The organism is Pseudomonas sp. G5(2012) (genome assembly GCF_000408945.1).
Taxonomy (GTDB): Bacteria; Pseudomonadota; Gammaproteobacteria; order Pseudomonadales; family Pseudomonadaceae; genus Aquipseudomonas; species Aquipseudomonas umsongensis.
In genome coordinates this window covers 17,430-29,990 of sequence record NZ_APIO01000027.1, presented here as the reverse complement: position 1 = coordinate 29,990, position 12,561 = coordinate 17,430, and the positions used below count along the sequence as shown (strand labels likewise).

The following is a 12,561-nucleotide window of genomic DNA, read 5'->3' as shown; positions in this document are numbered from 1 at the left end:
CCCGATGCCCGTGCACTGCCCCATTGCCTGGTCACATCGAGCAACGACGGGCACTTTGTTGCCGGTTGGCTGGCAAATCTCTTTGCCATCCCTTGTCGGAAATGCCCTGCAAACAGCTACGCTGTTGCTGTAGGACACAGTTTGAAATAGTCACTCGGTTGAATACCCCGTTGCGGCACCTTATATACCCCGCAGTACGCTACATCTTTAGCTTGAGGAGATTTCTACAACCATGATGCGCATCCTGCTGTTCTTGGCCACTAACCTGGCGGTCGTGCTGATTGCCAGCATCACCCTGAGCCTTTTCGGCTTCAACGGGTTCATGGCGGCCAATGGGGTTGATCTCAACCTCAATCAGCTGCTGATTTTCTGTGCGGTCTTCGGTTTCGCCGGTTCCCTGTTCTCGCTGTTCATCTCCAAGTGGATGGCGAAGATGAGCACCAGCACCCAAATCATCAGCCAGCCACGCACGCGTCACGAGCAATGGCTGCTGCAAACGGTCGAGCAATTGTCCCGCGAAGCCGGGATCAAGATGCCGGAAGTCGGGATCTTCCCGGCCTATGAGGCGAACGCGTTTGCCACCGGCTGGAACAAGAACGACGCACTGGTCGCGGTCAGCCAGGGCCTGCTGGAGCGTTTCTCGCCGGATGAAGTGAAAGCCGTCCTGGCCCACGAAATCGGCCACGTGGCCAATGGCGACATGGTGACCCTGGCCTTGATCCAGGGCGTAGTGAACACCTTCGTGATGTTCTTCGCACGGATCATCGGCAACTTTGTCGACAAGGTGATCTTCAAGAACGAAGAAGGCCAGGGCATTGCCTACTACATAGCCACCATTTTCGCCGAACTGGTCCTGGGTATCCTGGCCAGTGCCATCGTCATGTGGTTCTCGCGCAAGCGCGAATTCCGCGCGGACGAAGCCGGTGCACGCCTGGCCGGTACCAACGCGATGATTGGCGCACTGCAACGCCTGCGCGCGGAACAGGGCCTGCCGGTGCATATGCCTGACACCCTGAATGCCTTCGGCATCAACGGTGGCATCAAACAGGGCTTCGCCCGCATGTTCATGAGCCACCCGCCGCTGGAAGAGCGTATCGACGCACTGGCGCGTCGTCGCGGCTGAACGCTGGCGATATAAACAAGAAGGCCCGCAATGATGCGGGCCTTTTTTTGCCTGCTGATTTATACGGCGCTCATCAGGGCCCCTTCGCGGGCAAGCCCGCTCCCACAGTTGGCCGAGTTATCAAGATGAATGAGGTCTAATGTGGGAGCGGGCTTGCCCGCGAAGGGGCCGGCACTGGCGGCTACAACCTATCGGCTGGAAACCCGATACACCCGCTCTTCAAGCCGCGTAACGCCTGCCTCCAGAAATTTGCCGCTCTCGCTCAACACATCCTGGTCTTCGAGGGTCTTCAGCGTCCACGAAGCACCGAACAACCGCTGCACTTCTTCATCGAGCACGGCAAAAGGCGGCCCCTCCATTTGCGCCTGGTCGTAGTCCAGGGTAATCAACAACCCGTTGGAGCCCTTGGGCAGGATCCGCGTCAAATGAGCTGCATAGCGCTCACGCATTGGCGCGGGCAACGCAATCAATGCGGCTCGATCATAGACGGCCGAGCAGTCGGCGACATCGCCTGGCGTCAGATCGAAGAAATCGCCACACCACAGCTCGATGGAACCTGCGCGATATACCTTGAAAGGTCCTTGTTCATCCACTGCTGGATCAAATTGATGCTCGCTGAAGAAATCCTCGACAGCCTTTTCCGACAGTTCGATCCCCAGCACCTCATGGCCTCGCTGCGCCAGCCACAGCAGGTCCAGGCTCTTGCCGCATAACGGCACCAGTACGCGAGCGCCCTCTTCCAGGCCCAGCGCCGGCCAGAATCGCTGGAGATACGGGTTCACTTGCGGCAAGTGAAAACCGATCTGATTCGATTTCCATTTTTTGTGCCAAAACTCCGGCTGCATAAATAACCCCAAAATTCGATCAAAACACCCTAAAACTTATATTAGATTTAGATCAATGATCTGACAGAAGATGGCTCTATCTTAACTCTCAGGAGCTCATCCATGTTCCCCAGCCTCTACATATCCCATGGTTCGCCAATGCTGGCCCTGGAACCTGGCGCCAGTGGGCCGGCCCTCGCTCGCCTGGCGACAGAGATGCCCAGGCCAGACGCTATCGTGATTGTCTCTGCGCATTGGGAAAGCGATGAACTGCTGGTCGGCGGCAACCCGCAGCCGGACACCTGGCATGACTTGGGCGGTTTTCCACGGGCCCTGTTCGAGGTGCAATACCCGGCCCCCGGCAACCCCGACCTGGCCGCACAGGTGGTCAATATGTTACAGGCCAACGCCCTTCCCGCCCGCATCGACAGCACCCGACCGTTCGACCATGGTGTCTGGGTGCCGCTGTCGTTGATGTATCCGCAGGCCGATATCCCGATTGTTCAGGTTTCACTGCCTACCCGAGGCGGTCCCGCGCTACAGGCCCGCGTTGGCAAGGCCCTGAGCGGCTTGCGTGAACAGGGCGTGCTGTTGATCGGTTCCGGCAGCATTACCCACAACCTGCGAGAGCTGGACTGGCATGCCGGCCCCGAGAGCGTACAACCCTGGGCCAAGGTATTTCGCGACTGGATGATCGACAAGCTGGCGGCCAACGATGAAGCCGCCTTGCACGACTATCGCCGGCAAGCACCGAACGCGGTGCGTAACCATCCCAGCGATGAACATCTGTTGCCGTTGTACTTTGCCCGCGGTGCCGGGGGCCCATTCAGTATTGCCCACCAGGGATTCACCCTGGGCGCGCTGGGCATGGACATCTACCGTTTCGGATAAGGGCCAGAGCCTGCGGCGGCCAGGTTCAAGCCACATCGACCCCCACATGGATCGCATCGTGGCGCCAAAACTCCAGGTCACAATCGATCAGCCGCCCATGCTGATCGTAATTGACCCGGGCGATGCGCAGTCCAGGACTGCCCACCGACACCCGCAAAGCGGCCGCCGCGTCTGCCGACAACGCCGTCGGCACAATCTCGAAGCGCACCCGCCCGTAATGCAGGTCGTAGTGCCGCGCATACAGCTCGGTGATCGACTGATTCAGGTCGAAATCCAGAATGCCAGGAAAATACTGCGGATTGAGATAGTGCTCCACGTACAGCACCAGTCGCCCATCGATGCGCCGCGAACGACAGATCTGAATCACGCTCGACAATGCTGGCAACTGTAACCAGGCACAGACTGCCGCCGATGCCGGCTGCAATCGCGCCGAAATGACTTCGGTGGACGGCACCCGCCCCTGGGCGCTGACCATGGCGTGAAAGTGGCTGCGCTGCATCAGGTTATAAGCCAGGCGCGGTGGCGACACGAACCAGCCCCGGCGCTCCTCGCGATAGATCTGACCCTGGGCTTCGAGCTGCAGCAAGGCCTCGCGCACGGTTATGCGCGTGGTCCCAAACAACTCACTGAGCTTGCGTTCGGCTGGCAACTTGCTCCCCGGTGCCAGCAGCCCGTGATCGATCTGCTCCTGAAGCACCTGGCCAATGGCTGTCACCGCTTTTGTTGCCTCATCGCGCATCAACGTTACCTATCTGGACTAGACCAGCACACTTACAGGGCAGAACCGGCGAGATAACCGGCTGTTTAAAGATCCTGCAAGCGTAGGCAATGCAGATGACCGAGAGATGACATAGCCGCCCGACGGTCACCCCAATCGCGTGCAAGACATCGGCCAAGTCCTTGCGCAATGGGCCTTCGCCCATGGTCTACGCTTACTTGGCACCCGCCAATACCGGGCAAGTAAACGTTCATCGGGGCGGCGAACGACATCAAAGTGTCATCGAGTCACCCTAGATTGGCTCAGGTATTGCTGACCTAGACCAACACAACCGCAATCGCAGCGTTGAAAACGCCCATAGGAGCTTCGGAATGAAACAGCTTTTCCTGGCATCACTGTTAGGCTCGACCATTGCCATGTGCACCGCCGCCATGGCGGCTGATGATTTGAAAACCCTGGAAGCCGCTGCGAGAGCGGAAGGCGCCGTCAACAGTGTCGGCATGCCCGATGACTGGGCCAACTGGAAAGGCACCTGGGAAGACCTGGCGAAGAACTACGGCCTCAAGCACATGGACACCGACATGAGCTCGGCCCAGGAAATCGCCAAGTTTGCCGCCGAGAAAGACAACGCCAGTGCCGATATAGGCGATGTGGGCGCAGCCTTTGGCCCGATCGCGGTGAAACAGAACGTTACCCAGCCCTACAAGCCATCCACCTGGGACCAGGTCCCGACCTGGGCTAAAGACAAGGACGGTCACTGGGCATTGGCCTACACCGGCACCATCGCCTTTATCGTCAACAAGAAGCTGCTGCACGGCTCCGAAGTACCGACCAAGTGGGCTGACCTCAAAACCGGCAAATACAAGGTATCGATCGGTGACGTGAGCACCGCCGCCCAGGCTGCCAACGGCGTTCTGGCGGCTGCCTATGCCAACGGTGGCGACGAGAAAAACCTGCAACCGGCTCTGGCGCTGTTTGCCGATCTCGCTAAACAAGGTCGCCTGTCGATGTCCAACCCGGTCATCGGCGCCATGGAAAAAGGCGAGATCGAAGTGGGCGTGGTCTGGGACTTCAACGGCCTGAGTTACAAGGCCAAGATGGCCAATCCGGATGACTACGTGGTGCTGATCCCGTCCGATGGCTCGGTGATTTCCGGCTACACCACCATCATCAACAAATACGCCAAGAACCCGAACGCCGCCAAGCTGACCCGCGAGTACATCTTCAGCGATGCTGGCCAGATTAACCTGGCCAAGGGTAACGCCCGTCCGATCCGAGCCGAGCACCTGACCCTGCCAGCTGAGGTCCAGGCCAAGCTGCTGCCGAACGAGCAGTACAAGAAAGTCACGCCGATCAAGGATGCGGATGCGTGGGAGAAGACCTCCAAGTCCCTGCCACAGAAGTGGAACGAAGAAGTCATTGTTGAAATGAAGTAATGCTTCATCCGTAGGAGCCGGCTTGCTGGCGATACAGTCAACGCGGTCTCTTTGAGCATCGCGTTTATCCAATCGCCAGCAAGCCGGCTCCTACGGGTTTGGAGAACATCCACGGAGTTTTGCCCCCATGAAACACAACGTCATCCTTGTCGTGCTCGACGGCCTCAACTACGAGGTCGCCCGTCACGCCATGGGGCACCTGCAGGCCTACGTCGGCGCAGGACGCGCCGCACTCTACAAGCTGGAATGCGAGCTGCCGGCCTTGTCCCGACCGCTCTACGAATGCATCCTCACCGGCGTCACGCCGATCGACAGCGGCATCGTTCACAACAACGTCTCGCGCCTGTCCAACCAGCGCAGCATTTATCACTACGCCACCGCTGCCGGCCTGAAAACCGCCGCCGCGGCCTATCACTGGGTCAGTGAGTTGTATAACCGATCGCCGTTCGTGGCGGCCCGGGATCGCCATACCGACGACCCAAGCCTGCCAATCCAGCACGGGCACTTCTACTGGAACGACCACTACCCCGACTCACACCTGTTCGCCGACGCCGAAAACCTGCGCCTGCGCCACGCACCGAATTTCCTGCTGGTGCACCCGATGAACATCGACGACGCCGGGCACAAGCACGGCCTCGACACCTCGCAGTACCGCAACAGCGCGCGCTCGGCGGACATCATCATCGCCGACTACCTGCAAGGCTGGCTCGACGCCGGGTATCAGGTGCTGGTGACCGCTGACCACGGCATGAACAGTGACCGCTCCCATAACGGCTTGCTACCCGAGGAGCGTGAAGTGCCGCTGTTCGTCCTCGGCGACGCCTTCAGTTTCAATGCCGGCGCCACACCCAAGCAAACAGAACTGTGCGGCACCGTGTGCGAATTACTGGGTGTCCCCCACGACAAGCCGATCTGCCGGGAGCTACTCAAGTGAACGCCATGACCCGCGGCAAATGGCTGGCAGCCTTTTGCCTGATACCTTTCGCGCTGTTTTTCTTCGTGTTCCAACTCGCGCCGCTGTTCTGGGTGATGATCAACAGCCTGCAATCGGAAGAGTTCGGCTGGGGCCTGGCCAATTTCACCAAAATCTTCAACTCGAAATTCTACCTGCAGGCGATCCGGTACAGCCTCGAAATCAGTTTCTGGTCCAGCGTGTTCGGCATCATCATTGCCGTACTTGGCGCCTATTCCTTGCGCCGCGTCGACTCCAGGCTGCGTAATTTCGTCAATGCCTTTGCCAACATGACCAGTAACTTCTCCGGGGTACCGTTGGCGTTCGCCTTCATCATTTTGCTGGGCTTCAACGGCAGCTTCACCATCATGCTCAAGCAGGCCGGGATCATTCAGGACTTCAACCTGTACTCGAAAACCGGGCTGATCATTCTCTACACCTACTTCCAGATTCCCCTGGGCGTGTTGCTGCTGTACCCCGCCTTCGATGCGCTGCGCGAAGACTGGCGCGAATCCGCCGCGTTGCTCGGTGCCAACGGCTGGCAGTTCTGGCGCCACATCGGCCTGCCGGTGCTGACTCCGGCCCTGCTCGGCACCTTCGTGATCCTGCTGGCCAACGCCCTCGGCGCCTACGCCACGGTGTACGCCCTGACTACCGGCAACTTCAACGTGCTGACGATCCGGATCGCCGCGATGGTGTCGGGCGATATTTCCCTGGACCCGAACCTGGCCAGTGCCCTGGCCGTGGTGCTGGTGGCATTGATGACCCTGGTGACCATCGTCCATCAACTGCTGTTGAAGAGGAGCTACCATGTCTCGCGCTGAATTAGGGGCTGCCGGCATCTACCATCGGGTGGTGGTCTACCTGCTGTTTGCAATCATGCTGCTGCCGCTGATCGGCACCTTTGTCTATTCGATTTCCAGCAGTTGGTCGGCCACCATTCTACCCAGCGGTTTCAGTATCAAATGGTATGCGCAGCTGTGGAGCGATCCGCGCTTCCTGAGCGCTTTCGGCCAGTCACTGCTGGTTTGTGTCGGTGCGCTGATCCTGGCGGTCGTGCTGATCCTGCCGCTGCTGTTCGTGGTGCATTACCACTTCCCCAAACTCGATGCGCTGATGAACATCCTGATCCTGCTGCCCTTTGCCGTACCGCCCGTGGTGTCATCGGTGGGGCTTTTGCAGCTCTATGGCTCCGGGCCGTTTGCGATGGTCGGCACGCCATGGATCCTGATCGGCTGTTATTTCACCGTAGCGCTGCCGTTCATGTACCGCGCCATCACCAACAACCTGCAAGCAATCAACCTGCGCGACCTGATGGACGCCGCCCAGTTGCTCGGCGCGAGCACCTTCCAGGCTGCATTCCTGGTGGTGCTGCCGAACCTGCGCAAAGGCTTGATGGTGGCGCTGCTGCTGTCGTTCTCGTTCCTGTTCGGTGAGTTCGTGTTCGCCAACATCCTCGTCGGCACTCGCTACGAAACCCTGCAGGTTTATCTCAACAACATGCGCAACAGTAGCGGTCACTTCACCAGTGCGCTGGTGATTTCCTACTTCCTATTTGTGCTGGTCTTGACCTGGATTGCCAATATCTTGAACAGGGACAAAAGCGAATGAGCTATGTCAGCGTCCAACATCTGCAGAAAAACTACTCGGGCACCACAGTATTCAGCGACATCAACTGCGAAATCCAGAAAGGCGAGTTCGTAACCCTGCTGGGCCCGTCCGGTTGCGGCAAGTCCACGTTGCTGCGCTGCATCGCCGGGCTGACATCGGTCGATGGCGGCAAGATCCTGCTCGATGGCGTCGATATCGTGCCGTTAAGCCCGCAAAAACGCGGGATCGGCATGGTGTTCCAGAGTTACGCGCTGTTCCCCAACATGACCGTTGAGCAGAATGTCGCCTTCGGTTTACGCATGCAGAAAGTCAACGCTGACGACAGCCAGAAGCGTGTCGCAGAAGTATTGAAACTGGTGGAGCTGCAAGATTTTGCCGCCCGTTATCCGCATCAGTTGTCCGGCGGCCAATGCCAGCGCGTCGCCCTCGCCCGTTCGCTGGTAACCCGGCCCAGGCTGTTGCTGCTGGACGAACCGCTGTCAGCCCTGGATGCGCGGATTCGCAAGCACCTGCGCGAACAAATCCGTCAGATCCAGCGCGAACTGGGCCTGACCACCATCTTCGTCACTCACGATCAGGAAGAAGCGCTGACGATGTCCGACCGTATTTTCCTGATGAACCAGGGAAAGATCGTACAAAGCGGTGACGCTGAAACCCTTTACACCGCACCGGTGGACGTTTTCGCCGCCGGTTTCATCGGCAACTACAATTTGCTGGACGCCGACAGCGCGTCGAAGCTGTTGCAACGGCCGATCAAGCACCGCATCGCCATTCGCCCGGAGGCCATCGAACTGAGCCTCGACGGCGATCTCGACGCCCAGGTGCGCAGCCACAGCCTGCTGGGCAACGTGATTCGCTACCGGATCGAAGCCCGCGGCGTGGAACTGGTGGTGGATGTGCTCAACCGCTCGGCGTCCGACCTGCATCCCGATGGTCAGCGCCTGGCGCTTTCCATCGATCCGACGGCCCTGCGTGAGGTAGCCTGATGCCCTTGCTGAAGTTGAAGAGAGAACTGCACTGATGGCCCTGGCAATTTTTGATCTGGACGAAACCCTGATCCACGGCGACTGCGCCTCGTTGTGGAGCGAACAAATGGTCCGCCTCGGCTGGGTCGACGGCGAATCCTTCCTGCGTCGCGACAAGGAATTGATGGACGCCTACGGCAGGGGGCACCTGGCCATGGAGGACTACATGGCCTTCAGCCTGGAACCCTTGATCGGCCGAACTCCCGCAGAAGTCGAGCACTTGGTCGGCCCTTGGGTGGAAGACTTTATCGAACCGATCATCTTCAGCGACGCCACCAAAACCATCGCCGCCCACCGCAAGGCCGGCGACCGGATCCTGGTGATCTCGGCCTCGGGCGTCCATTTGGTCAAGCCGATTGCCGAACGCCTGGGCATCGATGAAATCCTGGGTATCGAACTGGAAGTGGCACACGGGGCCTATACCGGCAAGACCGTCGGCACCCTGACCTACCGCGAAGGCAAGATCACCCGGTTGCTGGAGTGGCTGGATGCCGAAGAGGAAAACCTGGAAGGCGCGAGTTTCTACTCGGACTCACGCAATGATTTGCCGTTGTTGCTGAAGGTCGATTACCCGCACGTGGTGAACCCCGACCCGGTGTTGCTTGAGCAGGCGCAAAAGGCCGGCTGGCCAATCCACACCTGGAAATAGTACCTCGCCCTGATCATTCCCACGCTCCGCGTGGGAATGCAGCCCGGGACGCAGAGCGTCCCAGAGCCGAACGCGGAGCGTCCGACGAGGCATTCCCACGCAGAGCGTAGGAACGATCGGTATCAGAGCAGGCTTTCGTCAATCACCAACACCAACTTCCCCGCCACCTTGTTACTCGCCAACTCGGCAAACGCCGCTTCGGCGTCCTTGATCGGGAAAGCCTTGGCCAGTTGCGGGCTCAAGCGTTTATCCGCAAACAGCGGCCAGACGTGCTGGCGCAGATCGCTGAACAGATCCGCCTTGAACTGATCATCGCGGCTGCGCAGGGTCGAGCCCAGCAACTGCACACGCTTGGCCAGCACCTGCGCCAGGTCGAGCGTGGCCTCGCGGCCGCCCATCAGACCGATCAGCACCCAACGGCCATCAGTCGCCATCAGTTTCAGGTTCAACGCTGCGTAGTTGCCGCCCACCGGATCGAGGACGACGTCGAATGGCCCCAAGTCGCGCAGGCTGTCCAGTTCGTCAGTGCGCACCACACCGCCCTGGGCGCCGAGCGCTTCGCAATAGGCCAGGCGCTCAGCAGAGCCGACACTGACCCAGCACGGATTGCCGAACGCCTTGCACAGCTGAATGGCAGCTGAACCGATTCCACTCGCTCCGGCGTGCAACAGCACTTTTTCACCGGGCTTGAGATGCGCAAGCTGAAACAAGTTCAACCAGACGGTTGCGTAGACTTCCGGCAACGCGGCCGCTTCCGCCAACGACATTTCGTCGGGAACCGGCAACACGTGCCGCCCGTCGACCACCACCTCCTGGGCCATCCCGCCCCCGGCCAGCAAGGCGCAAACCCGATCGCCCACCTGCCAGGACGATCCCGGTCCGACCTCGCTGATCACCCCCGAACACTCTAGACCAAGCACTTGGCTGGCACCCGGCGGTGGCGGATAAAGACCGGCCTTCTGCAACAAGTCGGCACGATTGAGACCTGCTGCCGCCACTCGAATACGAACTTGCCCTACATCACACGCAGGACTGGGCTCTTCAACCCACACCACTTGACCGTCAACGCCTTGCAATGCTTTCACAGTGCCTCCATAGTGAGTCTGGACTGAGCCCGAAGCTTGTAGCACCGGGCTTTTTGCATTATGCGACCGGCCCATGTGGAACCGGCGACTTCAAAGACGGCCTAATATGCGTTATCAATTGTCCCCGCGTCGAATCAACATGAAGCGTTTGTTCCCCAGCACTGCCCTCGCCCTTTTCATCGGTATCGGCCTGCTGCCGATGTCCGGCAATACTTTCGCAGCCAACAGCTGGGACAAGCTTCAGCCCGACCGTGACGAAGTCATCGCCAGTCTGAACGTCGTGGAGTTGCTCAAGCGCCACCACTACAGCAAGCCGCCGCTCGATGACGCGCGCTCGGTGATCATCTACGACAGCTACCTGAAATTGCTCGACCCGTCGCGCAGCTACTTCATGGCCAGCGACATCGCCGAATTCGACAAGTGGAAGACCCAGTTCGACGACTTCCTCAAGAGCGGCGACCTCAACGCCGGGTTCACCATCTACAAGCGCTACCTGGACCGCGTCAAATCGCGCCTGGACTTTGCCCTTGCCGAGCTGAACAAAGGCGTCGACAAGATCGACTTCACCAGCAAGGAAACCTTGCTGATCGACCGCAAGGATGCCCCTTGGCTCAAATCCACCGCGGAACTCGACGACCTGTGGCGCAAACGCGTCAAGGACGAAGTGCTGCGGCAGAAGATCGCCGGCAAGGATTCCAAGCAAATCCAGGAAACCCTGACCAAGCGCTACAAGAACCAGCTGGCGCGCCTGGACCAGACCCGCGCGGAAGACATCTTCCAGGCGTACATCAACACCTTCGCCATGTCCTACGACCCGCACACCAACTATCTGTCGCCGGATAACGCGGAAAACTTCGACATCAACATGAGCCTGTCCCTAGAGGGCATCGGCGCCGTATTGCAGAGCGATAACGATCAAGTCAAGGTCGTGCGCCTGGTGCCTGCGGGCCCGGCGGACAAGACCAAGCAAGTCGCACCGGCCGACAAGATCATCGGCGTTGCCCAGGGCAACAAAGAGATGGTAGACGTGGTCGGCTGGCGCCTGGACGAAGTGGTCAAGCTGATCCGCGGCCCCAAAGGCACCATCGTGCGCCTGGAAGTGATTCCGGCCAGCAATGCACCGAACGACCAGACCAGCAAGATCGTGCCGATCACTCGCGAAGCGGTTAAGCTCGAAGACCAGGCGGTGAAGAAGTCGGTGCTCAATCTCAAGCAGGATGGCAAGGACTACAAGCTCGGCGTCATCGAGATCCCGGCTTTCTACCTGGACTTCAAGGCGTTCCGTGCCGGCGATCCGGATTACAAGAGCACCACCCGCGACGTCAAGAAGCTGCTGACCGAGTTGCAAAAGGACAAGGTTGACGGCGTGGTCATCGACCTGCGCAACAACGGCGGTGGCTCCTTGCAGGAAGCCACCGAGCTGACCAGCCTGTTCATCGACAAAGGTCCGACCGTACTCGTGCGTAACGCCGATGGCCGTGTCGACGTCCTGGAAGATGAAAACCCGGGCGCCTTCTACAAAGGCCCGATGGCGTTGCTGGTCAACCGCCTGTCCGCCTCGGCTTCGGAAATTTTCGCTGGCGCCATGCAGGACTACCACCGCGCACTGATCATCGGCGGCCAGACCTTCGGCAAAGGCACCGTGCAGACCATCCAGCCGCTGAACCATGGTGAGCTCAAGCTGACCCTGGCCAAGTTCTACCGGGTTTCCGGACAGAGCACCCAGCATCAGGGCGTACTGCCGGACATCGATTACCCGTCGATCATCGATACCAAGGAAATCGGCGAAAGCGCCCTGCCCGAAGCCATGCCGTGGGACACCATCCGTGCGGCGATCAAGCCTGCGGTCGACCCGTTCAAACCGTACATCACCCAGCTCAAGTCCGAGCATGACGTACGCACGGCCAAGGACGCGGAGTTCGTGTTCATCCGTGACAAACTGGCCCTGGCGCAAAAACTGATGACGGAAAAAACCGTCAGCCTCAATGAGGCCGAGCGTCGTGCCCAGCACGCCGATATCGAAGCCAAGCAGCTTGCCATGGAGAATATCCGCCGCAAGGCCAAGGGCGAAGAGCCGCTCAAGGAGCTGAAGAAAGAAGACGAAGACGCTATCGCGGCCGAGGACGACAAGACCAAGCCGGAAGACGACGCCTACCTGAGCGAGACCGGGCGCATCCTGCTGGATTACTTGAAGCTCAATACGGCGGTAGCCAAGCACTAAGCTGATGGCAATTTAATGCTGACGCT

12 protein-coding genes are annotated in these 12,561 nt (G+C 59.5%); 9 read left to right on the top strand and 3 right to left on the bottom strand.

Going from position 1 to position 12,561, the window contains the following annotated elements; translation table 11 throughout:
- Window positions 1-232 precede the first annotated feature (232 nt).
- A complete protein-coding gene (gene htpX, locus PG5_RS09045) occupies window positions 233-1,123 on the top strand; it encodes a protease HtpX (protein WP_020796800.1) in 891 nt (296 codons plus the stop codon).
- 188 nt (window positions 1,124-1,311) lie between these two features.
- Here the strand turns inward: htpX and PG5_RS09040 are convergent, their stop codons facing one another.
- The gene (locus tag PG5_RS09040) at window positions 1,312-1,968 is read right to left on the bottom strand and encodes a thiopurine S-methyltransferase (protein ID WP_020796799.1); all 657 of its coding nucleotides are present in this window, start codon (window positions 1,966-1,968) and stop codon (window positions 1,312-1,314) included.
- A gap of 102 nt (window positions 1,969-2,070) precedes the next feature.
- Here PG5_RS09040 and PG5_RS09035 point away from each other — a divergent pair, with 102 nt between their 5' ends.
- Window positions 2,071-2,838 (top strand): class III extradiol ring-cleavage dioxygenase, encoded by a 768-nt coding sequence (locus PG5_RS09035; RefSeq protein WP_020796798.1) that lies wholly within the window; start codon window positions 2,071-2,073, stop codon window positions 2,836-2,838.
- Between the two features lie 25 nt (window positions 2,839-2,863).
- On the opposite strand, the gene phnR is transcribed toward PG5_RS09035, so the two are convergent.
- The gene (gene phnR / locus PG5_RS09030) at window positions 2,864-3,577 is read right to left on the bottom strand and encodes a phosphonate utilization transcriptional regulator PhnR (protein WP_020796797.1); all 714 of its coding nucleotides are present in this window, start codon (window positions 3,575-3,577) and stop codon (window positions 2,864-2,866) included.
- 350 nt (window positions 3,578-3,927) lie between these two features.
- On the opposite strand from phnR, the gene PG5_RS09025 reads away from it, so the two are divergent.
- The 6 genes from PG5_RS09025 to PG5_RS09000 all read left to right on the top strand — a co-directional run bounded on the left by PG5_RS09025 (window position 3,928) and on the right by PG5_RS09000 (window position 9,229).
- Window positions 3,928-4,992 (top strand): ABC transporter substrate-binding protein, encoded by a 1,065-nt coding sequence (locus PG5_RS09025; RefSeq protein ID WP_020796796.1) that lies wholly within the window; start codon window positions 3,928-3,930, stop codon window positions 4,990-4,992.
- Window positions 4,993-5,119: 127 nt separating this feature from the next.
- Window positions 5,120-5,926 (top strand): alkaline phosphatase family protein, encoded by an 807-nt coding sequence (locus PG5_RS09020; RefSeq protein ID WP_020796795.1) that lies wholly within the window; start codon window positions 5,120-5,122, stop codon window positions 5,924-5,926.
- Between the two features lie 5 nt (window positions 5,927-5,931).
- A complete protein-coding gene (locus tag PG5_RS09015) occupies window positions 5,932-6,768 on the top strand; it encodes an ABC transporter permease subunit (RefSeq protein WP_162276379.1) in 837 nt (278 codons plus the stop codon).
- Window positions 6,755-7,555: an ABC transporter permease gene (locus PG5_RS09010; protein WP_020796793.1), complete on the top strand. Its 801-nt coding sequence runs from the start codon at window positions 6,755-6,757 to the stop codon at window positions 7,553-7,555. Before PG5_RS09015 ends, PG5_RS09010 begins: the two co-directional genes overlap by 14 nt.
- Entirely contained in the window at window positions 7,552-8,541 is a 990-nt protein-coding gene (locus PG5_RS09005; protein WP_020796792.1) for an ABC transporter ATP-binding protein, read from the top strand. Before PG5_RS09010 ends, PG5_RS09005 begins: the two co-directional genes overlap by 4 nt.
- A 34-nt stretch (window positions 8,542-8,575) precedes the next feature.
- Entirely contained in the window at window positions 8,576-9,229 is a 654-nt protein-coding gene (locus tag PG5_RS09000) for an HAD family phosphatase (RefSeq protein WP_020796791.1), read from the top strand.
- 122 nt (window positions 9,230-9,351) lie between these two features.
- Here PG5_RS09000 and PG5_RS08995 read toward each other — a convergent pair whose 3' ends face one another.
- Window positions 9,352-10,314, bottom strand: coding sequence for a zinc-binding dehydrogenase (locus tag PG5_RS08995; RefSeq protein WP_020796790.1), 963 nt, complete (start codon window positions 10,312-10,314; stop codon window positions 9,352-9,354).
- 139 nt (window positions 10,315-10,453) lie between these two features.
- Here PG5_RS08995 and PG5_RS08990 point away from each other — a divergent pair, with 139 nt between their 5' ends.
- Window positions 10,454-12,535 carry a carboxy terminal-processing peptidase gene (locus tag PG5_RS08990; protein WP_162276367.1) on the top strand — a complete coding sequence of 694 codons (2,082 nt, stop codon included), beginning with the start codon at window positions 10,454-10,456 and terminating at the stop codon, window positions 12,533-12,535.
- Window positions 12,536-12,561 lie beyond the last annotated feature (26 nt).